17 protein-coding genes are annotated in these 21969 nt (G+C 71.3%); 11 read left to right on the top strand and 6 right to left on the bottom strand.

The window, feature by feature from the left end:
• The first annotated feature begins 142 nt into the window (after positions 1–142).
• The 11 genes from ABZ851_RS32360 to ABZ851_RS32410 all read left to right on the top strand — a co-directional run bounded on the left by ABZ851_RS32360 (position 143) and on the right by ABZ851_RS32410 (position 14213).
• On the top strand, positions 143–1720 hold the full coding sequence (locus tag ABZ851_RS32360; protein WP_361135221.1) for a phage tail sheath subtilisin-like domain-containing protein: 1578 nt from the start codon (positions 143–145) through the stop codon (positions 1718–1720).
• Between the two features lie 144 nt (positions 1721–1864).
• Entirely contained in the window at positions 1865–2308 is a 444-nt protein-coding gene (locus tag ABZ851_RS32365; RefSeq protein WP_018087540.1) for a phage tail protein, read from the top strand.
• Positions 2308–2721, top strand: coding sequence for a hypothetical protein (locus ABZ851_RS32370; protein WP_088796663.1), 414 nt, complete (start codon positions 2308–2310; stop codon positions 2719–2721). The genes ABZ851_RS32365 and ABZ851_RS32370 overlap by 1 nt, the downstream gene beginning before the upstream one ends.
• Positions 2718–2876, top strand: a complete 159-nt coding sequence (locus ABZ851_RS32375) for a DUF6760 family protein (protein ID WP_085927347.1) — start codon at positions 2718–2720, stop codon at positions 2874–2876. Before ABZ851_RS32370 ends, ABZ851_RS32375 begins: the two co-directional genes overlap by 4 nt.
• A 3644-nt stretch (positions 2877–6520) precedes the next feature.
• Positions 6521–6958: a phage tail protein gene (locus ABZ851_RS32380; protein WP_336051570.1), complete on the top strand. Its 438-nt coding sequence runs from the start codon at positions 6521–6523 to the stop codon at positions 6956–6958.
• A 1-nt stretch (position 6959) separates the two neighbouring features.
• Entirely contained in the window at positions 6960–7814 is an 855-nt protein-coding gene (locus ABZ851_RS32385; protein ID WP_361135226.1) for a LysM peptidoglycan-binding domain-containing protein, read from the top strand.
• Between the two features lie 16 nt (positions 7815–7830).
• Complete coding sequence (locus ABZ851_RS32390; RefSeq protein ID WP_361135229.1) at positions 7831–9750, top strand: VgrG-related protein; 1920 nt, start codon at positions 7831–7833, stop codon at positions 9748–9750.
• Between the two features lie 46 nt (positions 9751–9796).
• The gene (locus ABZ851_RS32395; protein ID WP_093493014.1) at positions 9797–10237 is read left to right on the top strand and encodes a GPW/gp25 family protein; all 441 of its coding nucleotides are present in this window, start codon (positions 9797–9799) and stop codon (positions 10235–10237) included.
• Entirely contained in the window at positions 10237–12300 is a 2064-nt protein-coding gene (locus tag ABZ851_RS32400; RefSeq protein WP_361135232.1) for a putative baseplate assembly protein, read from the top strand. The genes ABZ851_RS32395 and ABZ851_RS32400 overlap by 1 nt, the downstream gene beginning before the upstream one ends.
• Entirely contained in the window at positions 12297–12854 is a 558-nt protein-coding gene (locus ABZ851_RS32405; protein WP_361135235.1) for a phage tail protein, read from the top strand. Before ABZ851_RS32400 ends, ABZ851_RS32405 begins: the two co-directional genes overlap by 4 nt.
• A 3-nt stretch (positions 12855–12857) precedes the next feature.
• On the top strand, positions 12858–14213 hold the full coding sequence (locus tag ABZ851_RS32410) for a hypothetical protein (RefSeq protein WP_361135238.1): 1356 nt from the start codon (positions 12858–12860) through the stop codon (positions 14211–14213).
• Positions 14214–14406: 193 nt separating this feature from the next.
• On the opposite strand, the gene ahcY is transcribed toward ABZ851_RS32410, so the two are convergent.
• From ahcY to ABZ851_RS32440, 6 genes are all read right to left on the bottom strand, one after another.
• Positions 14407–15876 carry an adenosylhomocysteinase gene (gene ahcY / locus ABZ851_RS32415; RefSeq protein ID WP_361135241.1) on the bottom strand — a complete coding sequence of 490 codons (1470 nt, stop codon included), beginning with the start codon at positions 15874–15876 and terminating at the stop codon, positions 14407–14409.
• Between the two features lie 117 nt (positions 15877–15993).
• Positions 15994–16674, bottom strand: a complete 681-nt coding sequence (locus ABZ851_RS32420) for an RraA family protein (RefSeq protein ID WP_361135244.1) — start codon at positions 16672–16674, stop codon at positions 15994–15996.
• 48 nt (positions 16675–16722) lie between these two features.
• Positions 16723–17937 carry a PLP-dependent aminotransferase family protein gene (locus tag ABZ851_RS32425; RefSeq protein WP_361135247.1) on the bottom strand — a complete coding sequence of 405 codons (1215 nt, stop codon included), beginning with the start codon at positions 17935–17937 and terminating at the stop codon, positions 16723–16725.
• A complete protein-coding gene (locus ABZ851_RS32430; RefSeq protein WP_361135250.1) occupies positions 17927–18526 on the bottom strand; it encodes a flavin reductase family protein in 600 nt (199 codons plus the stop codon). Before ABZ851_RS32430 ends, ABZ851_RS32425 begins: the two co-directional genes overlap by 11 nt.
• Before the next feature lie 68 nt (positions 18527–18594).
• A complete protein-coding gene (locus ABZ851_RS32435; protein WP_361135253.1) occupies positions 18595–20160 on the bottom strand; it encodes a 4-hydroxyphenylacetate 3-hydroxylase N-terminal domain-containing protein in 1566 nt (521 codons plus the stop codon).
• A gap of 21 nt (positions 20161–20181) precedes the next feature.
• Positions 20182–21729, bottom strand: coding sequence for an FAD/NAD(P)-binding protein (locus ABZ851_RS32440; protein ID WP_361135256.1), 1548 nt, complete (start codon positions 21727–21729; stop codon positions 20182–20184).
• Between the last annotated feature and the right edge of the window lie 240 nt (positions 21730–21969).

Consider the following 21969-nt stretch of genomic DNA (forward strand, 5'->3'; position numbering starts at 1 on the left):
CGCCCGTACAGCGCTCTACTCCACCTTCGAGTACGCGGTGCCCTCACCCCCCTCGCCTTCGCACGGCACGCTCTCGCCTCGCCGAGCCACCACCGTAGAAAAGGCCACCAGGCCGAGTACCACTTCCAGGGAGTAACAGAACATGCCCACCTACCTGTCCCCCGGCGTCTACGTCGAGGAAGTCGCCAGCGGATCGCGGCCCATCGAAGGGGTCGGGACGTCGGTGGCGGCCTTCGTCGGCCTGGCGCCCACCGGCCCGCTCAACGAGCCGACACTGGTGACGAACTGGTCCCAGTACGTGGCCGCCTTCGGTGAGTTCACGGACGGGTACTACCTCGCGCACTCCGTGTACGGGTTCTTCAACAACGGCGGAACGGCCGCGTATGTGGTGCGGGTCGGCGGGTCCGACGACGGAGAGCCGCAGGCCACCGTGGCAAGCGAGGCGCCCAAGGCGCTGACGACCGGGGAGCCGACCACGCTCGGAACCTTCAAGGTCGCGGCGATCACGGCTGGTTCCGCGGGCGCCGGGGCGCTCACCGTCGAGGTGCAGGACGTCGAGGGCGAGGGCAGCGCCGACCGGTTCAAGCTGGTCGTCAAGGACGGCGACAAGGTCGTCGAGAGCTTCGACGCCAGCGCGAAGAAGAGCTCGCGGAACTACGTCGTCACGCAGGTGAAGCAGCGGTCCAAGGCGATCGTCGTCGAAGAGGCCGCTCCGGCCGCGCAGTTGGCCAAGCCGGACGCACAGAGCGTCACACTGGCCCCGCCCGCCCCGGCACCCGCCGTTCCCGCCACGCCCGCCGCGGGCGAGCGGCTGGCCTCCGGCCAGTTCATCGGCGACTCCGCCGACCGCACCGGCTTCGGCGGCCTGGAGGCGCTGGACGAGGTCAACATGGTGGCCGTCCCGGATCTGATGGCCGCCTACCAGCAGGGTCTGATCGACCTGGAGCAGGTCAAGGCCGTGCAGCTGGGTCTGATCGCGCACTGCGAGCTGATGGGCGACCGGATGGCGGTCCTGGACCCGCCGCCGGCGCTCAACGCGCGCGACATCCGCAAGTGGCGCCAGGAGGTCGCGGGCTACGACTCCCGCTACGCCGCGCTCTACTACCCGTGGATCAAGGCCTTCGACCCGGCGACGGGCCAGACCCGCACCATTCCGCCGTCCGGTCACATGGCCGGTGTGTGGGCCCGTAACGACTCCGAGCGTGGCGTCCACAAGGCCCCGGCCAACGAAATCGTCCGCGGAGCGGTCGACTTGGAGCTGCAGATCACCCGCGGCGAGCAGGACCTGCTCAACCCGGTCGGGGTGAACTGCATCCGGGCCTTCCCCGGACGCGGCATCCGGGTGTGGGGCGCGCGGACCCTGGCCTCCGACCCGGCCTGGCGCTACCTGAACGTACGGCGCTACTTCAACTACCTGGAGGAGTCGATTCTCATCGGCACCCAGTGGGTGGTGTTCGAGCCGAACGACGAGGCGCTGTGGGCCCGCATCCGGCGCAATATCTCGGCGTTCCTGGTGAACGAGTGGCGCTCGGGCGCCCTGTTCGGACAGCGGCCCGAGGACGCGTTCTACGTGAAGTGTGACGCGGAGACGAACCCTGTCGAGTCCGTCGATCTGGGCCGCGTGGTGTGCGAGATCGGCATCGCACCGGTCAAGCCCGCCGAGTTCGTAGTCTTCCGGCTGGCCCAGTTCTCGGGCGGTGGCGGGGAGCTGGAGGAGTAGTAGCGGCAAGCGGTAGCGGCACCGGTAGCGGCAGGCTTGCTCGCAGCCCCCGTTCTTTCTCCTTCTCCTTCTCTTTCCCCTTCCTTTTCCTCTCCTTCTCCCTTCCCCACCCGTACAGAGCTACTTCCACAGGAGTGAACCGCCTTGTCCCTTCAGCCCGGTGATGCCCTCACCTCACACAATTTCGGCCTGCAGATCGACGGCGTGATGGTCGAATATCTGCAGGAGGTCAGCGGTCTGACCATGGAGCAGGACGTCATCGAATACCAGCAGGTCTCGGCGGACGGAAAGCCCGTTGTCAAGAAGATGCCCGGCACGAAGAAGGCCGGCGAATGCACGGTGACGCGTGGTATGACGCAGAGCGGCGCATTCAGCGAGTGGATCAACAAGTCCATCGCGGGCGACATGGGTTCGGCCCGTAAGAACGCCACCATCATGATGATGGACTACCAGAACAACCCCGTGAAGCGTTACAACATGCGCAACGCCTGGTGCAGCAAGGTGGAGACCAGCGGGGTCAAGGCGGGCGACGCCGCCGCGCTGACCGAGCAGGTCACCATCGTCTTCGAAGAGCTGGTCATCGAGTAATGCGGCGCGACGGCCCGGCGGGGGCACCTCAGCAGCGCGAGACCTTGCGTACGGAATTCGAGTTCGAGTTGCCGCGCGGGTTCGTGGACGAGTCCGGGACCGTCCACCGCAACGGCGCGATGCGGCTCGCGACGGCACGGGACGAGCTGATCCCGCTGCGGGACGTGCGCGTGCGCGAGAACCCGGCATATCTGTCGGTCGTGCTGCTGGGCCGGGTCATCACCCGGCTCGGGACGCTCGCCTCCGTGCACGACGGGACGGTGGAGAACATGTTCGCCTCCGATCTTGCCTTTCTGCAGGACTTCTACCGGCAGATCAATGCGGAGGGACACACGCGCGCCGCGGTGTCCTGCCCGCACTGCGAGGAGCCCTTCGAAGTGGAACTGGCCGGGAGCCGCCTGGGGGAATCGTGACGTACGCGACCGGGCGTATCGAGGAGGAAGTCGCCTATCTCGCCTACCACTTCCACTGGGGCATCGACGACATCCTCGACCTCGAACACGCCGACCGGCGCGCGTACGTGTCACAGATCGCCGCCCTGGTGGAGCGGGCTGAAGGGAAGCAGTGACGGAGGATGGGGTTGTTCGGGTGGCGACGGGGGTCGCGGGGCGCGCAGGGTACGCAGCGACGTGCGCAGCGTGCGCGGGGGCCTGAGGGCGGGGCGGCCGCGGAGGCGTCCGCCGGGGGCACGGACGGTGGCAGCGGTGGCGGTGGCGGCTGGTCCGCCGTGCCCCCCATCCAGCGGGTCCTGGGGGCGCCCGGCACCGTCGCGGAGGCCGGCTTCGCCGCGTCGCTGAGCGCGCACCGCAACCCCTCCTTCGGCGGGGAGCTGGGACATGTCGTACGTGCCTCGGCTCCCGGTGGGGTGCTGCGCGATGCGTTGGTGCCCGTCGCGGGCCGTCCCGTCGACCTCGGGCTACCGGTCCAGCGGCTTCCGGTCGCGGGCCGGGTGGACGAGGGCGAGGACGGGAGCGCGGGGGCGGCCTCCTGGTTCGCTGCCGCGCCGGGGGCGGGTGAGGGGCGAGCTGCCGGCGCGGGCCAGGGTGTCGGCTCGGGGCAGGGTGTCGGCTCGGGGCAGGGTGTCGGGGTGCGGTCCGGGGCTCAGGCAGGGCAGTCCGGAGGTGCGGCGCGCCCCGGGGCCCGGGGGACGGTACGTCCCGAGACGCGGGACGCGGTACGTCCCGTGACCCGGGGTGCGGTACGTCCGGAAGGCAGGGGTGCGGCACCTACGGAAGCCCCGAGTGCGGCACCTGCTGAGTCACGGAGGGCAGTACCTACGGAAACCCGGGGTGCGGCACCTTCGGAGACCGGGGGCGTGGCACGTCCTGCGCCCCGGGGTGCCGGTGCCGTACAGCGGTCGGCCTCGCCGGGTGGCGTGCCGCGTACCCCGACGCCTGCCTCGCGCGCGCCTCGTCAACCGTCTTCGGGAGGCGAGGCGTCGGCCGCGCCCCCGCGGAACGGTGCGCCGGGCGCAGGATCGGTCATCCCGCCGGGCACGTCTCCGGTCGCTTCGGCGGCCGGGCCGTCGGCCGTCACGCCGCCTGCCCAGTCGTCTGCCCTGCCACCTGCTCTGCCGTCTGCCCGTTCATCGGCTCTGCCGTCCGTCACACCGTCCAGCACACCGTCTGTCACGCCATCTGGAGCGCCGTCGGGCCCCCTGCGGGGTGGGCGGCCCGGGGCGGCGGTGGCCGAGTCGGCATCCGGGGTTGCGGGCAAGGCGGGCGGAAGCGGGACGGGCGTGTCCGGTGCCGAGGTCGCGCCTGGTGCGCAGGCCGTGCCCGGTGGTAAGGCCGTGCCCAGGGGCGGAAGCGCTGCCAGTGGCGGAAGCGGTGCCAGTGGCGGGGATGAAGCTGCTAGCTCCGCTTCCCGTGGGGCGAGGGCGGCTGCCCTCCCCTCAGCGATGCCCGTCGCCATGCCCGTACGGAGGGCTGCCGGAGTGCGGTCCCCGCTCACCTCGGCGGGCAGGGTAGCCATGCCGCCGCGGAGGCTGCGGACAGCCACCTCGTCGCATGGGGGGAACAGCGGCACCGCCCCCTCCGCTTCCCCCGCCTCCTCGACAACCGACGCTCCTGTTCAACGCACCGAAGCAGCAGCACCGACACCGGCAGCAGCACCGGCAGCGACGCCCACCACGAGGTCCGAAGCGGCGCCGCCCCCTGTTTCATCCCCTTCTCCCCGCACCTCTGCCGCCGAGCCGACGGGCGAGGGTGCGGCGGGACCGGCCACCGCACCCGTACGACCCGATGTCCCCCAACGAGCCATACAGCGGCGAGCGGTTGGCCCGGCCCGGCCTGCCGCCTCGAACCAGGGCAGCGCACCGGAGGACGCCCCTCTGCGCAAGGGCTCGGCACCCCGCGTCGCCCCGGCGTCTGGCGGTGCCCCGGCCTCGCCGGCTCCCGGTACACCATCCAGCGCGAGCCCCGCCCGCACTCCACGGCCCCCGGTCTCACATACCTCCTCGCCCGAGACCACACGCCCACGTGCGGACGCCGACACCAGCGGCGGCCCGGCCCCGGCGCCGGCCCCGAGGTCGGCTGCGGGCCCCTCCACGAGCTCCGGCGACCGGACGCGCCAGCCGGTCCAACGGGCAGTTGAACAACCCGCTCAGCGGTCCGCGCGGCGGTCTACCGGAAGGGGTGGCCGGCGCCTGGGACTTGGTGCTCCGCTGCTCCCAACCGCGGACTCCGCTGCCCCGGTCACGGACGTGCCGGTCGCGGCCGACGCACCGCCGGTCCAGCCTCCGGCCGAGGGCCGTCGTACGTCTGGTCCTGTTCCGCCCTCGCCCCCCATGGTCCAACGCAAGCCACTCATCGGCGCACCCGTCGAGTCCACCGCGATCCGACGCCAGGATGCTGTTCCGAGGTCTACGCCTACGCCTACGCCTACAGGGACAACGACGCCGACGACGGCTCACACACCGCCCCCTGCCCCTGCTCCTGCCCCAGCCCGGGCTCAGGTACAGCGTTCCGTGGCGCCCACCTCACCCGTAAGCCCGTTGACGACGACACATACGTCGGAAAGGCGTAAGTCGGAGAGCGGCACACCAAAATCCCGTACGGCGGAGCCCCACCTCGGGGAATTCCAGCCCGGGGAATCCCGTACGCCGACGCATCGAGCGCTGACGGCCGGTGCCCCCGCTCCACTCGCCGCCCGGCGAGCGCCGCTCGCGTCGGCACGTGCACTGGACCCGTCTGCCCGGCAACGGTCCACAGGGCAGACGGCACCGCAGCCCGCCGGCTCCGCAGCGGTACAGCGGTCGAGCCTGCAGCAGCCCGCACCGGCCGTAGCCCTACGCCCCGCAGCGAGCACAGTCGACACGACGGTCACAACAAGCACAACAGGTACGACAGGCACGAGGAGCACGACGAGCACAGCGCGCACGGTCGCCACAGCCGCCACAGCCGGCACAGCAAGCGCAAGGAGACCGGCGCCCCGACGAGCGAGCGTCCCAGTAGTCCCCCTACAGAAGTCGGCACGGACACCGATGACGGCACGGACACCGACATCGGCACCGACACCGACATCGGCACCGACACCGGCACTGCCCCCGGGACCGGCACCAGCACTGCTCCCGCCGGCCCCGGCACGGCTCCCTGGCCAGCCGCTCACCCCACCTCGTACGGTCCGGACCGCCCCGACCGTCCCCGGCATGCCCATGGTGCAGCGTGCACCCACCGCCCTCGGGGCTCCAGCCTCGGCCGCGCCCCCGACGCCCGCTCCACCCCACGCCCACGCCCCTGCCCCTGCCCCTGCCGCGACTCGGGCCCCGGCTCCTCGCCCCCTCGCACCGACGGCCTCCCTCCCCCGCCCCGCGCCGTCCGCAACACCCCCCGGCCCCACACCTGGAGGAGCCCCCCGACCGATCCAGCGCGCCGCGGGCCCCTCCGCAGTCGTCCCCACACCGCCCACACCCGCAGGAGCCGCCCCAACCGCCCCGTCCGCCCCTGCCAGCCCAGCCGACCCCACCGACCCCGCCGCCCTGGACGCCCTCGCCCGCCGGCTCGTAGCGCCTCTCTCCCGGCTGCTCCGCGCCGAGTTGCGCGGCGACCGCGAGCGCATCGGCCGACTACGCGATCACGGCCGCTGACCCTCACCCGTCCCGGCCCCGCCCGTCCCACAACCCCCGTTCGCCCGCTCACCCCCGCACGCACCTGCCACACGCCCCCTCCAGCCCCGCCCCACCACACCACCCCACCTGAAAGACCACCCACCATGCCCCAGGCCCTGGACCCCGGTTCCACCGTCTTCTTCAAGCTGACCATCGACGGCCAGGACCTCGGCCTGTTCAACGGCTGCGACGGCCTGGCCTCCGAGGTCGAGGTGGAGCAGCGGCAGGAGGGCGGCAACAACGGTTTCGTCTGGCAGTTGCCCACCCGCGTGACGTTCTCCACCATCCGTCTCACCCGCCCCCTCACCGCCGACACCTCCCGGGTGGCCGCCTGGATCTCGTCGCTCGCCACCGGCATCAGCAGGCCCACCGCCCAGATCGCCGCGCTCCGCGCCGACGGCTCGGTCGTCGCGCAGTGGGGCCTGGTGGAGGTGCTGCCCGTGCGCTGGCAGGGGCCGAGTCTGGACCCGGCCAGCCCGGGCGTGGCGACCGAGACGCTGGAGATCGCCCACCACGGGTTCACCGACGCGGGAGGTGCCTGAGGTGGCCGCACCGACCGGCGGGAAGGCGGGCGCCAGCCTCGTACGGGCCGCGCTGGCGATCCATCAGCCCCCCACCGACCTCGGCGGTTCCATGGGCGGCCGCATCGGCGAGGTGGAGTTCCAGTTCAATCCGACCCAGTTGCAACTCGGGCGGGAGGCGGAGTGGCGCACCCAGGCCGCGGTCGCCTATATGCGGGGGGCACCGCCCAAGTTCACCGGCACCCGGCCCGCCACGCTCCAGCTGGAGGTGTTCCTGGACGCCTCCGGCACCCCGAATTCCGGGAAGGTGCAGAAGCAGGTCGAACTGCTGCTGTCCTGCTGCGAGGTGACGGCGCAGAGCGTCAATTCCAAGCGTCCTTCGCCGCCTTGGGTGCGGTTTTCCTGGGGGTCGTTCAACACGGTCCAGTTCGTGGCGTACGTGACCAGCGTCAGCGCCACGTACACCCTCTTCAACCCCACCGGCGAGCCGATCCGCGCCACCTGCACCCTGTCCCTCACCGAGGTGGCCATGCCCACCAAGGGGCAGAACCCCACCTCCGGCGCGCTCTCCGCACGCCGGATCCACCGCACGGTCGCGGGTGACTCGCTCGCCTCGCTGGCCTGGCGGGAGTACGGGGACGCGACCCGCTGGCGGCTGATCGCGGAGGCGAACGAGATCGACGATCCGATGCGGCTGCGGCCGGGCACGGAGCTGCTGCTGCCCGCCGCCGACGAGGCCCCTCCCGAAGGCTCTCCCGAAGGCCGGTCCGAGGACCGGTCCGAGGCCCGGCCCCCAGGCAGCTCACCGAGCCGTCCCGCACACAGTCCCACCGGCCACCCCACCGGTCGCCCGATAACCCAGGAGGCCGCCCGATGACCAGCGAGAACATCCGATGAGCGAGAAGACGTACACCAGCGTCCTGCACGCCGAGATCGGCGGCACGCCGCTGCCCGACAAGCTCGCCGCCCTCCTCACCGAAGGCTGGGTGGACGCGAGCGTCAATGTGCCGTCCGCCTTCCAGCTCACCTTCAGTGACACGGGTTCGGACATCCTCAAGACGTTCCCGCAGATCAAGGTGGGCGCCAAGGTGGTGCTGTCCCCGTTCACGGACGGGCAGCGCGGCACCCCCATGGTGACCGGCGAGGTCACCGCTCTCGAAGTCGACGCGGACGCCGGTGGCAAGTCGCTGGTGGTCCGGGGATACGACCCGGGGCACCGGCTGCTGCGCAATCACCGCGTGGCGGGCTACCCCAACATGACCGCGAGCGACATCGTGCGCCGTGTCGCCGGCCTCAACGGGCTCTCCCTCGGGAAGGTGGAGGCCACCCGCACCGTGTACGAGCTGGCCACCCAGCCCAACATCACGGACTGGGACTTCCTGACCCGCCTCGCCCAGGAGAACGACGTCCATCTGTCCTTCGACCCGAAGGGCAAGCTGCAGTTCGGCAAGCTCGCCCCGGCCGCGTCGGCGCCCGCCGACACCACACCGGCCGCGCAGAGCCCGTACGTCCTGGAGTTCGGCCACAACGCACTGCACAGCCGGATCGCCGTCACCGCCGCCGGGCAGGTCAACAAGGCCGGCGCGCGGGGCTGGGACATGCGGGCCAAGCGTGCGCTGTCCGCGCAGTCCCCGGCCACGACGAGCAAGGACATCGTCGCCGATATCGCGCCCGGGGCGCTCAGCAAGCCCTTCGGGACGGCCGAACTGACCGCCACGGAGACGCCGTTCACCACCCAGGCCCAGGTCACCCATGCGGCCCGCGCGCTCGCCGATGACGTGGCGGGCTCCTTCGCGGAGCTGGAGGTGGCCGTCACCGGGAATCCGCAGTTGAAGCCGGGCCTGCCCGTCGCGCTCAAGGGCGCCGGCTTCCCCTTCGAGGGCAAGTACACCGCGACCGGCGTCCGCCATGTCTTCGAGTCCGGGCGGCAGTTCACCACCTGGCTGACCGTCTCGGGGCGGCAGTTCCGGTCGCTGTACGGGCTCGCGTCCGGCGGTGCACCGGCGGCGCCGCCCATGCCGGGCGTGGCGATGGCCCTGGTCAGCAATGCCAAGGACCCGCTGCGGCTGGGCCGGGTCAGGCTGCGCTTCCCCTGGCTGTCGGACACCTATGAGAGCGACTGGTGCCGGGTGGCGCAGCTGGGCGGCGTACGGGGCGGCGGGCTGGTCCTGCCGGAGGTCGGCGACGAGGTGCTGTGCGCCTTCGACCGGGGCTCGCTGGAGCATCCGTACGTCCTCGCCGGGCTCTACAACGGCCAGGACAAGCCGCCCCGGGAGCCGGACGGGCTCCCCGCGGTCGACCCGACCAGCGGGCGGGTCAACTGGCGCAGCTTCTCCTCGCGCAGCGGGCACACCGTCGAGCTGCTGGACGCCAAAACCCGGATGAAGAGCGGGATCCGGCTGCAGACCGGCAACGGCAAGCTCACCGTCCACATGGACGAGACGCGCACCCAGGTCACCATCCGCAGTGACGGCTCCGTCTCCATCACCGGGACCCGGAACGTGAGCATCAAGGCGGGCGGCAATCTGTCGCTCACCGCGGCGGGTTCGCTGACGATGAGCGCCGGCGGGGCGGTCGACATCAAGGCGGGCGCGAAGTTCGGCGTCACGGCGGGCGCCGTGGCGGACATCAACGCGACCGGCGCCATCAGCCTCAAGTCGGCGGGTGCGGTGGCCGTCAACTCGGTCGGTGCGGTCTCCGTCTCCGCGGTGGGCGCGGTGGCCGTCAACGCGGGCGCCGCGGCAGCCATCAACTCGCCGGCCACGGTCACGCTGAACGCACCGGCCGTGCTGCGCAACGGCATTCCCTTCTAGGGGTCGAGGAAGGTGCGGGACATGCATATCGAGGGGGTCACCGGACATGAGTGAACAGTTCGTCGGCGCGGGCTGGACCTTCCCGCTGCGCACGGACGCGGCCGGCGGCATCGCCCTGGCCCGCCGCGAGCGCGAGATCGAGGAGTCGATCCGGCTCGTCCTCGCCACCGCGCCCGGCGAGCGCCCGATGCGGCCGGAGTTCGGCTGTGCCGTCCACGACATGGTGTTCGCCCCCGTGAACGAGGCGACCGCCGGGCGCATCCGCTACGAGGTGCGGTCCTCGCTCGACCGCTGGGAGCCGCGGATCGAGGTGCAGGACGTCGAGGTCAGCCCGGCGCCCGACGATCCGTCGGTGCTGTTCATCGACGTGCGCTACAGCGTGCGCGGCACCAACAACCCGCGCAGCCTCGTCTTCCCCTTCTATGTGATCCCGTCCTCGGAATCCCCCTCCACCGCGTCCGCCGCGTCCACCGAAAGCGAAGCCTGATGGCACTGCCCGCCCCCCATCTCGACGACCGTCGCTTTCAGCAGTTCGTCGACGACGCCAAGCGCTACATCCAGCAGCGCTGCCCCGAGTGGACCGACCACAATGTCTCGGACCCCGGAGTGACCCTCATCGAGGCCGTGGCGCACATGGCCGACCAGATCGTCTACCGGCTCAACCGGGTGCCGGAGAAGAACCACCTGGCCTTCCTCGACCTGCTGGGTGTCACCCTCTTCCCGCCCTCGGCCGCCCGCGCCGACGTCACCTTCTGGCTCTCCGCCCCGCAGGCCGAGCCGGTCGTGCTGCCCGCCGGGACGGAGGTGGCCACCGGCCGGACCGAGACCGAGGAGGCGGTGTCCTTCGCCACCGAGGACGATCTGACCGTCGTGCCGTGCGAGCTGGAGGCCGTGCTGCGGCAGGAGGCGGGGACCACCCCCGAGGACTGCGGCCAGGATGTCTTCGGCGGCCGCGATGTGGCCGTCTTCGCGGCCGCTCCGCAGCCGGGCGACACCCTCCTGTTCGGGCTGTCGGCGGCGGTGCCGCGGTGCGCCGCGGTATTGCGGCTGGACAGCCGGGTGGACGGGGTCGGCGTCGACCCGCGCCAGCCGCCGCTGCGCTGGGAGGCATGGACCGCCGACGGGTGGACGGAGTGCGAGGTCGAGGAGGATTCCACCGGCGGCCTCAACCGGCCCGGTGAGGTCGTGCTGCACGTACCGGCCGGTCACCTCGTCTCCCGCGTCGGCCGGACGGATGCCGCCTGGCTGCGCTGCCGGGTCGTCGAGGCCGCGCCCGGCCAGCCGTTCTACAGCGCCTCACCGACCGTACGGGCCGCCTCCGCGTTCACCATCGGGGGCACGACGAGGGTCGCGCACGCCGAGGTGGTACGGGACGAACCGCTCGGCGAGTCCACGGGCGTGCCCGGCCAGCGGCTGCGCCTGGCCCAGGCACCCGTCGTCGCCGACCGCCCGCCGCTGCGGCTGGAGATCTCGGACGGGGACGGCTGGCAGGAGTGGCAGGTCGTCGCCGACTTCGCGTCCTCCGGTCCGTACGACCGGCACATCACGCTGGAGGAGGCGACCGGCGAGATCGCGTTCGGCCCTTCGGTGCGGCAACCGGACGGTTCGGTGCGTCAGTTCGGGGCCGTACCGGTCAAGGGCTCGGTGATCCGGGCGCCGCACTACCGCACCGGCGGCGGGCGGTCGGGCAATGTGGCGCGCGGCGCGATCCAGGTGCTGCGCAGCTCGATCCCGTACGTGGCGCGGGTGGAGAACCGGGAGGCGGCGCGCGGCGGGGTCGACGGCGAGACGGTGCAGGAGGCGAAGGTGCGCGCGCCGATCGCGCTGCGCGCACAGGAGCGGGCCGTGACCGCCCGCGACTACGAGGAGCTGGCGCGGCGCGCGGCCCCCGAGGCCGCCCGTATCGCCTGTCTCGCGGTCGATCCCGCCACGCGCTCGACGGGCGCCGCGGGCGCGGCGAGCGGGTCGGGAGCCGATGCGGGCCCGGCCGGCCAGAACGGCGCTGCCGGGCAGGCGGGGCAGGCGGGGCAGGCGGGGCAGACCGGCGAGAACGCCGTCCGGGTCCTGGTCGTCCCCCAGGCCGTCCCCGACCGCGGCGGCCGGCTCCGCTTCGAACAGCTGGTGCCCGGTCAGGAACTGCTGGGCCGGGTCACGCAGTTCCTCGACGAGCGGCGCCCCCTGGGCACCCGGCTCGCGGTCGGGCCGCCCTTCTACCAGGGCGTCACGGTGGTCGCGACGCTGCACTCCTTCCGGGCGGCGCGGGCCGACCGCGTACGGGCCGAGGCCCTGGACGCGCTCTACGCCTACCTCGATCCGCTGACCGGCGGAGCCCATGGCGACGGCTGGCCCTTCGGCCGCCCGCTGCGCTCCGGTGAGATCTTCGCGGCCCTGCAGCGGGTACCCGGTGTGGAACTCGTCGACGAGGTCCTGCTGCACCCCGCCGACCCGCTCACCGGCCGCCGCGGCGACGCCACCGACCGCATCGAGCTGGCCCCGTCCGCCCTCCTGTTCCCCTTCGACCACCGCGTCCGCGTCATCGAGGCCCGATGAGGGGCACGCCCGCGGGGATGGCCTCCCCGCACCCGCTGGGCGGGCAGCTCCCCGCCGTCTACGCCGACGACGACTTCGCCCAGCGCTTCGTCGAAGGTCTCGATGTCGTCCTCGCCCCCCTCTTCAACGTCCTGGACTGCCTGGAGAGCTACTTCACGCCCGCCCTCGCGCCCGAGGACTTCGTCGACTGGCTGACCACCTGGGTCGGCACCGAACTCGACGGGACGGAACCGCTGGCGACCCGCCGCCGCGCCGTGGCCGAGGCAGTCTCGCTGCACCGGGTACGCGGCACCCGGCGCGGCCTGTCCAACGCCGTCCAACTGGCTTTCGGGGTACGCCCGGAGATCACCGAGAGCGGCGGCGCGACCTGGTCCGCGCGCCCCCTCGGCCCCTTCCCCGGCTCACCGCACCCCGGTCTGCGGGTGACCCTGCGGGTCCACGATCCGTCCGCCGTCGACCCGCACCGTCTGCACGCCGTCGTCGCGGCGGCCCGTCCCGCGCACCTCCCCTTCACGGCCGAGGTGACCCACCTGCTCACTCCTCAAGGACCCTGACCCATGCCCACCGACCACATCACCTGCCCCGACTGCGGCGCCCCCGCCCCCCAGTCGGACCAGTCCTTCTGCGACTCCTGCGGCGCCTTCCTGCGCTGGGACCGGCCGGCGCAGCCCTCGCCCACCGCGGACCGGGGGCCTACGGCCGCTGCGGCGCAGCCGGCTCCTCCCACCGGGACGGGCGTCCCGGAATCCGCCCCCGGTCAGCACGCCCCGGACCGCCCCGCACGGTCCGACGCCACCCCATCCGGAGCGGGCCCCACCACCCCCGGCACCCCCACCACTCCCCCGGCCACCGCGGCTCCCGGAGCCGGCGAGGGCCCCCGCCCGGCCGCCGCCCCGCAGCAGGGCACCGGCGCGGAGCCGACCGTCCCGCTCCCGCCGGCCTCGGCGCACGACGGGGGCGTGGGCCGGCCCCAGCACGGTCCGGGCGGTCCGGGCGGTCCGGACAGCCAGGGCAGCCCGAGCGGCCCGGCCGGGCCGGCCGCCCCCCGTCCGGCCGGCGAGGGGGGCATCTCCGAAACCGGTATCCGCGCCCTCCTGGTCCCCGTGCCGGACGCCTCCCCCATCCCGGCCGTCGAGGCACCCGGGAGCGTACTGCCGGGCCGGCCCGAGGCGGCCCGGCCCCGGGTGCGGGCCCCGCAGGCGGCCCCCGAGCCCGAGCACGGCGCACCGTGCCGCAGCTGTGGCACGCTCAACGCGCCGGGCCGGCACTTCTGCCGGAGCTGCGCCACCCTCCTCGACGACACCGCACCGGAGGCCGCCGAAGGCCCGTATGCCGGGCAGCGGCCGCGGCTGCACCACAACCGCACCCGGTGGATCACCCGGGCAGTGGTGGCGGCGGTGATCGCGGCCGCCGTGGTCGGCGGAATCATCGGGGGGCCGCCGGCCGCGCGGGCCGTACAGGACCACTTCGCCGACCGCGTCCCCGTGGCCCCCGCCACCTGGCGGGCATCGCACTCCGGCCCTCAGCACGGCGTGAAACTCGCGTTCGACGGCTACTCCAACACCTGGTGGGGCACGGGCTATTCGGGCAACTCCGACGGCCAGTACCTGGAGACCGGCTTCGGCCAGCCCACCAACCTCCTCAACATAGTGATCACCCCCGGAGCTTCCGGCCGCACCCCGCAGGCCGCCGACCCGGCCCGTCCGCGCGAGTTCGACCTGATCGTGACCGACTCCTCGGGCAAGCAGCACATCTCGCAACACCGGCTCAACGACGGCGGGGCACAGAGCGTCAGCGCGGCCGTCCGGGATGCGATGACCGTACGGCTGGTACTGCACACCGCATACGGCGCCACCGACGAGAAGCAAGTGGCGATCGCCGAGCTGGAGTTCTTCGGCCGGTCGGCGGGATAGCCGACGGGCACGGAAAGTTCCACGCGTTCGCCGCGGGCTTGGGCAGGCGAGCGCACACAGCGACAAGAGAACGTCCGCTCCCGGCACACCGGAAACGGACGTTCTCTTGTTCAGCGACCGGCTCAGAGTTCACCTGTGCGCCTGCGCACCAAGGCATCTCTGCGCCTCTGCGCCTCGGCACGCACGCATGGGCTCAGTAGCGGTAATGATCCGGCTTGTAGGGGCCGTCCACGTCGACGCCGACGTATTCGGCCTGCACCTTGGTGAGCACCGTGAGCTTGGCGCCGAGAGCGGGAAGGTGGAACCGCGCGACCTTCTCGTCAAGGTGCTTGGGCAGCGTGTAGACCTTGGTCTCGTACTCTTCACCCTTGGTGTACAGCGCGATCTGTGCGAGCGTCTGGTTGGCGAACGAGCAGGACATCACGAAGCTCGGGTGTCCGGTCGCGTTGCCCAGGTTGAGCAGCCGGCCCTCGCTCAGCACGAGGATCGACTTGCCGGTGGGGAATACCCACTCGTGCACCTGCGGCTTGATCTCGATCTTCTTGATGCCGGTCACCTTGGCGAGACCGGCCATGTCGATCTCGTTGTCGAAGTGCCCGACGTTGCCGATGATCGCGTTGTGCTTCATCTTGGCCATGCTGTCGGCCATGATGATGTCGCGGTTGCCCGTGGTGGTGATGAAGATGTCACCCGAGGAGATCACGTCGTCCAGCGTGACGACCTGCAGCCCGTCCATCGCGGCCTGCAGCGCGCAGATCGGGTCGGCCTCCGTGACGACGACGCGCGCGCCCTGGCCGCGCAGCGAAGCGACGGCGCCCTTGCCGACGTCGCCGTAGCCGCAGACCACCGCGAGCTTGCCGGCGATCATCACGTCCGTGGCCCGGTTGATGCCGTCGACCAGGGAGTGCCGGATGCCGTACTTGTTGTCGAACTTGCTCTTGGTCACCGAGTCGTTGACGTTGATCCCGGTGAACAGCAGCTTGTCTTCCCGCGCCAGCTGGTACAGCCGGTTGACGCCGTTGGTGGTCTCCTCGGTGACACCGACGATGCTCTTGGCCATCTCCCGGTACTTCGTCGGGTTGTCGGCCAGCGACCGGCGCAGGGTGTCGAGCAGGAGCCGGTGGTCCTCCGGGTCGTTCTCGTCGGCGGAGGGCACCACCCCCGACGCCTCGTACTCGGCCCCGAGGTGCACCAGCAGGGTGGCGTCACCGCCGTCGTCGACGATGGAGTGCGGACCCGAGCCGTCCGGCCAGGTCATCACCTGCTCCAGGCACCACCAGTACTCCTCCAGCGTCTCGCCCTTCCAGGCGAACACGGCGCTGCCCGACGGCTCCTTCTCGGTGCCGTCCGGGCCGACCACCACCGCGGCGGCGGCCTGGTCCTGGGTGGAGAAGATGTTGCAGCTCGCCCAGCGGACATCGGCGCCGAGCGCGGCCAGCGTCTCGATGAGCACCGCTGTCTGGACGGTCATGTGCAGCGAGCCGGCGATCTTCTTGCCGGCCAGCGGCTGCTCAGGGCCGAACTCCCGGCGCAGCGCCATCAGTCCGGGCATCTCGTGCTCGGCGAGTTCGATCTCCTTGCGGCCGAGCGCCGCAAGGGAGAGATCGGCGACCTTGAAGTCGTTGACCGATCCGGCGCTGTCGGCGGTCAAGCTAGCCGTCACGTCGTTCTCCTTGTCTCGTAACACGGGTGGTGTCCCATCAATTCATCTGCCTGACAAGCACGTTGCACCTGCGAGCATCGCATAGGGCGCCGCCCGAGGACACTACGAGATCGGCAGTTAAAGATGGCCGAATTGCGCGAGAAGTTCGGTCAGCGTGGCACCGTCGTTGATCTGGTCCCGGATGCTGCTTTCCTTGGCGAGCAGTTGCTTCGTCGCCGCTATCACCTCGTCGGTGAGCTGCGGCGGAACCACGCCCACACCGTTCTCCTCGGCCACCACGATGTCGCCGGGTTCGACGATCTCCCCGCCGATGCGCACCGGCACATTGACCTGCACGGGCCCGTCGGCGTCCGGCGGCGCCGCGGGAGGGCAGCGGCGCGGCATGGTGGCCCGGTACCAGATCGGGAAGTCGAGGTCCCGCAATTCGTCGACGTCGCGGATGGCGCCGTCGACGACGGCACCGGCGATTCCGGCCATCTGCGCGAGGGTCGCCATCAGCCCGCCCCACATCGCCATCCGGGTGTTGCCGTGGCAGGCGAGCACGATGATGTCGCCGGGCTTCGCCGTCGGCAGCACCGGCAGGATGTCGACCAGGCCGTCCTCCGGAAGGTCGATCGTCAGCGCGGGGCCGATGGCGCGGTGTTCCCGCTTGACCGACCGCAGTCCGCCGATCGCGCCGATCCGCGGGCCGGCATCGGCGACCAGGCAGCTCGGGCTGTACTCGGGCAGCAGCAGCGCCCGCAGCGCATCGACCTTCTCCTGGGGCGGACGGACGAGCTCATGGTGAACGGTCTGCACCTTATGCGTCCTCTTCGTTCGGTATCGGATGTCCCGCTGCCGTGGGCACTACGCCCCGCCCGCCCGGGTGAGCACGCTCGCCAGTTTGCGCACTCCCTCGGTGATCTTCTCGTCGGGAACCCGGCTGTAGGCCAGCCTCAGCTGGTTCTGGCCACGGCCGTCCGGGTAGAACGCCGCGCCGGGGACATAGGTGACCTTCTCGTCGAGTGCCTGCTTCTGGAGCGCCACGGTGTCCAGGTGGGCGGGCGCCGTGATCCAGCTGAAGAAGCCGCCCAGCGGGCGGGTGAAGGTCATGCCCTCGGGGAGATGCGTGCGCAACGCGTCCACCATGATGTCGCGCCGTTCACGGTAGAACTTCCGCGAGAAGGCGATGCCCTGGTCGAACCTGCCCGAGCGCCCGTAGTCCTCCAGCAGCAACTGCCCCAGTGCTCCGGTGCACTGGTCCGTATTCTGTTTGGCGCGCAGCAGCTGGCCGACGAGCTCGGCCGGCGCGGCCACCCAGCCCATCCGGATGCCGGGGGCGAACGTCTTCGCGAAGGTGCCCACCTGGGCCACCACATCCGGCCCGAGCGCCCACAGGCTGGGCCGCCGCTCCCCGTCGAATCCCAGTTCCCGGTAGGCGACGTCCTCGACGATCAGGATGCCGTGCCGCCGCGCCAGCGCGACCAGGGCATGCCGTCGCTCGACCGACATGCTCAGGCCGCTCGGGTTCTGGAAGTCCGGAATGACATACACGATCTTCGGCACCGGGCCGGACGACGTGGCCAGCAACCGCTCCAGGGCGGACACGTCGAGGCCGTCGTCGTCGACCGGCACGGCTTCCACCTGCGTCAGGGTCCGCTGGAACCCGACGAGCGCGCCGAAGAACGTCGGCCCTTCCACGACGACGCGGTCACCGGGGTCGAGCACACACCGGCTGATGAGCCCGATGCCCTCCATGCCGCCGCTGGTGATGCAGAGTTCGTTCTCCGCCGGGCGGACGCCCTCCTGCGCGCCGAGCCAGCCGGCGAACCAGTCCCGCAGGCCGGGAAGTCCCGCGGTGGGGCTGTACTGCAGCGCGACGGACTGTTCCAGCACCCGCGGGAAGCTCTCCGCGATGGCCTGGGTGGGAAACGTCTCCGGGTGCGGGAAGCCACCGGAGAGAGTGATCGCGTCCGTGGCGCCGGACTGATTGAGGATGGCGGTGATCTGGTCACCCGTGTCCCCCGCCACATGCCGGGCGAACAGCTGGTCCCACGGGCGGACACCAAGGTCAACGGACATGAACGGGCCTTTCTGTCTGCTCCTCGGCGAGAAGCTCCCCGGCGCCGTGCAGCGCCGGTATCTCGTCGCGATGAGGGATGTCGAGCGTGTGCAGCTGCTTTCGGAAATGCACCAGCGGCGGCCCCGAACCGCACCAGAGCCCTTCGACCTCTCCGATGAACAGGGTGTGGTCGCCCGCACGGTGGGACTGCCGGACCCTGCAGGACAGGTGCACCAGGGCGCCGGACAGCAGGGGAAGGCCGTCACGCCACACGAAGCGGACCAGCTCGGGCCGCTGGGTACCGCCCGCGAAGTGCTGCGACAACGGCTCCTGCGCCTCGCTCAGAATGGAAATCCCGTAGCGGCCGGTGCCGGCGATCCGCCGGTGCGTGGCGGTCGCGGCGGCGACCGAGATGAGCACGAGCGGGGGTTCCAGGGAGACCGAGGTGAAGGCGTTCGCGGTCATACCGTGTGCGTGCAGATCGCCCGGCTCGCCCGTCGCGGTGGTGACGACGGTGACTCCGCTGGCGAATTGGCCGAGTGCCTGGCGCAATCGCGCCGGGCTCGCGTCGTCGCGGGGGTCGGTGTCGGCGGCACCGTTGCTGTCCATCACGGGATCTCCTTGCTTGCCGGGGCCGGCGCCGGCGGCGCGGTCGTGCGCCCGGGGCCGGCCGGGGGTCAGCGGCCGCGGACGAATGACAGCTCGTCCGGGTTGAACAGGTCCGGGCGCCGCCAGCCATCGACGTCGTACTCGTCCATGCACTGGTCCACGAAGCCCTTGAGCGCATCGGCGTCCCCGGACTCCTGGTAGGCCCACAGGGTCTGGAACCGTACGGCCTCGTGGTCACCCCCGTAGTTGCGCTCGTAGAGCTCGTGGCGCCCGCCGAACTCGGTGCCGACGGCGTCCCAGAGCAGCTTCAGCAGCTTGACCCGGTCGATCGCCTCGATCCCCTTGGAGCCCCGGAGGTACTTGTCCAGGTAGGGGCGCACCTCGGGGTTCTTCCAGTCGCTTGCGTGCGAGTTGAGGTAGATGAGCCCGCTGCCGAGCGTCTGCTGCAGGATCTCCTTGATACGTGGGTAGCCGATGCCCATGAAGGTCCGGTAGGCCATGCCGTAGCGCACGTTCGGCTGGACTGCGCCGCCCACCCAGGGGACCGGCGACTTGGCCATCGCGTCGGACAGGCCCCAGAAGAGATCACGCCAGTTCAGGATCTCGCCGATCTGCGCCTGCACCCCGCGGAAGCCGGAGGTGCCGGTCATCTCCACCGCCTTCATCGCGCAGCCGGCGATGAAGTCGAGCTTCACCGCGAGGCGGGTGCACCCGTGGAAGGTGAAGCGGTCGACGAAGCCCGAGCCGTTCGCGAAGGAGTTCGCCGCCTCCGCGTCGTACATGAACACGTTCTCCCAGGGGATGAGCACGCGGTCCATGACCATGATGGCGTCGTTCTCGTCCAGCCGGCTGGACAGCGGGTAGTCGAACGGGCTCCCCATGACCGTGGCCATCATTTCGTAGGAGGCACGGCAGAACAGCTTCAGCCCCGGTGCGTCCATCGGCACCGTGAACACCACGCCGAACCGCTTGTCGCGCACCGGCAGGCCGTAGTGGGCGACGAAGTTGTGGTTGGTCAGCGCGGAGCCGGTGGCGACCACCTTGGCGCCGGAGACGATGAGGCCGGCGTCGGTCTCCTCGTCGACGTGGACACAGACGTCCGCCGTCTCGTCGGCGGGCCGGTCCCGGTCGATCGGCGGGTGCACCAGCGCGTGGCTGAAGTACAGCACCCGTTCCTGGGCCTGCTTGTACCAGCGCAGCGCGTTGTCCTTGAACGGCCCGTAGAAGTCCGAGTGGGCTCCCAGGGTGCCGAGGAAGGAGGCCTTGTAGTCCGGCGTACGGCCCATCCATCCGTAGACCATCCGCTGCCAGGCGACGATCGCGTCACGGGAGGCGGTCAAGTCGTCCGCGGAGCGCGCGGTCTTGAAGAAGGGGTGGGTGAACCCGCCGTTCCCGGTCTCGGTCGGCACCCGGAGCACCCCTTCGGCCTCCGGCGCGTGCAGCGCGTCGTAGAGCCGGGCGATGGAGCGTGCGCTGTTGCGGAAGCCGGGGTGGGTGGTGACGTCCTCGACGCGCTCGCCGTAGATATAGATCTCCCGGCCGTCGCGCAGCGAGTCCAGGTACTCGTCGCCCGTCATGGGGCGGACGTCGTTACGCGCACCGGCCAGTTCCGGCAGCGGGACCGTTGAGGTCATGGCGTTCCTCCAGGCGAGTGATCAGGTGTTCTGCAGTACGTCGGCCCCGCACAGGGAGGACGTTCTTCCCCTGACGTCCGCGTGGATCGCGTCGGCGATGTCGTAGGCGCGGTCGACGATCGAGGGAAGACCGAAGGTGAAGAAGAGGCTGCCCGAGGCGAGATCGCCGAGGGCGTACAGCCGGGGGTCGGCCGTGCCGTCCACCACGAGCCGGCTGGTGGGCCGGTCCACCGTCACCCCGCCGCGCGGATGCCGCTGGGCGAGGCCGGCCGCGGTCAGCGAAGCGATCAGGTTCTCGGCCTTGAGCGGCAGGCTGCCGGAGGACGGGCTCACCGCGTTGACCAGGCGGTCGGCGCGGTAGGCCGGCTGCTCCTCGTCGGTGTGCAGGGCGAAGGCTCCGCCGCCCGACGGCTCGATGTGCCGGATACCGGAGACGATCTCCAGCTGCCCGGCATCGATCAGGTCCAGGACCCTGGCCGCCGCGGTCGGCGGCATGGGGCAGCACAGGCTCATCACCGAGCGGTAGTGCGTGCGCAGCAGCTCGGTCTTCTCGTGCTCGGGCAGCAGCGGCCAGATATCCGGCCCGGTGGCCGGCACGGCATGCTGGAGGATGCGCAACCCGCGGCGCGGGGAGTGCACTTCGGCCAGGTGCCGGCGCAGGCGCCGCACCGGGTCCTCTTCGGTGAGCGCCGCTATCTCCTCGGCCACCGGGTCGAAGTCCTCGCCGGCCGCGCTGAACTCCGTACGCATCACGCCGACCAGCTCATCGACCGTCAGCATCTCGCCGCGTGCCGCCGCGCCACGGAACCTCTCGGCCGTGAAGTGCTGGAGGGTGTACGGAAGCGGACTCTGGCGTACCAGGGGAAGCACCCCGCTGCGCGAGAGCAGCAGGATCCGGCCGCGGTGGCCGCCGCCGGCGAGCGAGAGGACCACGTCGATGCCGGTCAGACCGCTGCCGATCACGCCGACGGTGTCGTCGGGGCCGATGTCCGTGAGGGAGCGCGACAGCGGGTAGGGGTCGGCGATGAAGCCTTCGGTGCCGGTCAGCGCGTACGGGTCGCCGGGCTGCCCGCGACCCACGCATAACACGGTGTAGTCGACGACGGCCTGCCGGCCGCTCCGCGTGCGCAGGGCCACTTGCCCGTCGTCGGGGGTCGCGGCCGACACCGCCTCCCGGACGATGTCGATGCGCCACCCGCGCTCGCGCAGCTGCGCCAGCGCCGCCTGTGCCGCATCCTCCAGATAGTGGCCGTACAGCGCGCGAGGTACGAAACGCATCCGGTTCAGCGGGTCCACGAAGTCCGTACCGGAGCCGGTGGTGGCATCCCGGTCGGCGAGCCATCGCGGGAAGTGGCCGCTGTCGCCGAAGCGTACGGACATTCCGTCGGGTGCGATGTTCACCCGGACCGTCTCCAGATCCGGCTGGTACGGCCGGCCGCGCCATAAATGTGGGGACGGCTCGAAGACCGTGATGCCGCCCGGTGGTGTGTGGGTCTGAGCGAGCGCGTCGAGCAGGCAGACCGCGGATGCCCCGCCCCCGACTACGCCTATCTCGACGCTACGGCTCATGGCACTCGAGCCCATGATTGACATGTCCCCCTAAAGCTTTAGAGCACAGTCCGACAGCCTGCGTGGACAGCGTGATCTGACCGGTAATAGGGAAGATAATTTCTGCGCCGAGGCGGACGGCAAGGCAATCCACGACCGCTCCGGCCGAACAGATTCGAGGGGTTACTGCATGCGATGGAAGCATGCACGGGAAACTGGGTGGCTGCAATCGAGCAGCATCAACCCCCGTCGATACCAGTG

The sequence above is a fragment of the Streptomyces sp. NPDC047049 genome (assembly GCF_040643995.1).
Classification (GTDB): Bacteria; Actinomycetota; Actinomycetes; order Streptomycetales; family Streptomycetaceae; genus Streptomyces; species Streptomyces mooreae.